Here is an 828-nt window from a genome sequence, read left to right on the forward strand (position 1 = left end):
TGTTGATTGCCACTGAGAGCTGACCCGGTTTGGGGTTAAGTTGCCACTGAGAGTTGACCCATGTTCGGACGCTAGCCTCGGGCCTTTGGTCGGGGGCGGTGGGAGTGTTGGACATGGCGTTGTTGAGCGTTATCCGGCGCTGGCATTTCCGGGAGCAGCTGTCGATCCGGGCGATTGCGCGGCGGACCGGGCTGTCGCGGAACACCATCCGCAAGTACCTGCGGTCTGACGCGGTACAGCCTGTTTTCAGGACACCCGATCGGCCCAGCAAGCTGGATTCCTTTGCTGAGCGGCTGGCTGCTTGGCTGCGGGCGGACGTCCGCAGGCCACGCAAACAGAAACGTACGGCTCGGCAGTTCCACGAGGAGCTGATGGGGCTCGGCTATGATGGTTCGTACCGGCGGGTCGCGGCCTTTGTGAGAGCTTGGCGAGACGACTGGCTGCGGCAGCAACAGGCCTCGGGCCGCGGCGTCTTCGTGCCGCTGGCGTTCGCCCCAGGGGAGGCGTTCCAGTTCGACTGGAGCGAGGAGCATGCCGTCATCGGCGGAGAGCGCACCAAGCTGCAGGTTGCCCATCTCAAGCTCTGCCACAGCCGCGCTTTCCTGGTGCGAGCCTACCTGCTGCAGACGCACGAGATGCTGTTTGATGCCCACAACCACGGCTTTCGCGTGCTGGGCGGCGTACCGCGGCGCGGCATCTACGACAACATGCGCACTGCCGTGGACCGCATCGGCCCGAGCCGCGAGCGGCAGGTCAATGCGCGCTTCCTGGCCATGGCGAGCCACTACCTTTTTGAGCCGGAGTTCTGCAATCCGGCCTCGGGATGGG

At 64.9% G+C, this 828-nt stretch carries 1 protein-coding gene; it reads left to right on the forward strand.

Annotated features, from left to right (window positions below):
- Positions 1 to 113: 113 nt before the first annotated feature.
- On the forward strand, positions 114 to 828 hold a 715-nt coding region (gene istA / locus LHA35_RS28415; RefSeq protein ID WP_226615264.1), incomplete at its 3' end, for an IS21 family transposase.

The organism is Roseicella aerolata, from assembly GCF_020523605.1.
GTDB lineage: Bacteria > Pseudomonadota > Alphaproteobacteria > Acetobacterales > Acetobacteraceae > Paracraurococcus > Paracraurococcus aerolatus.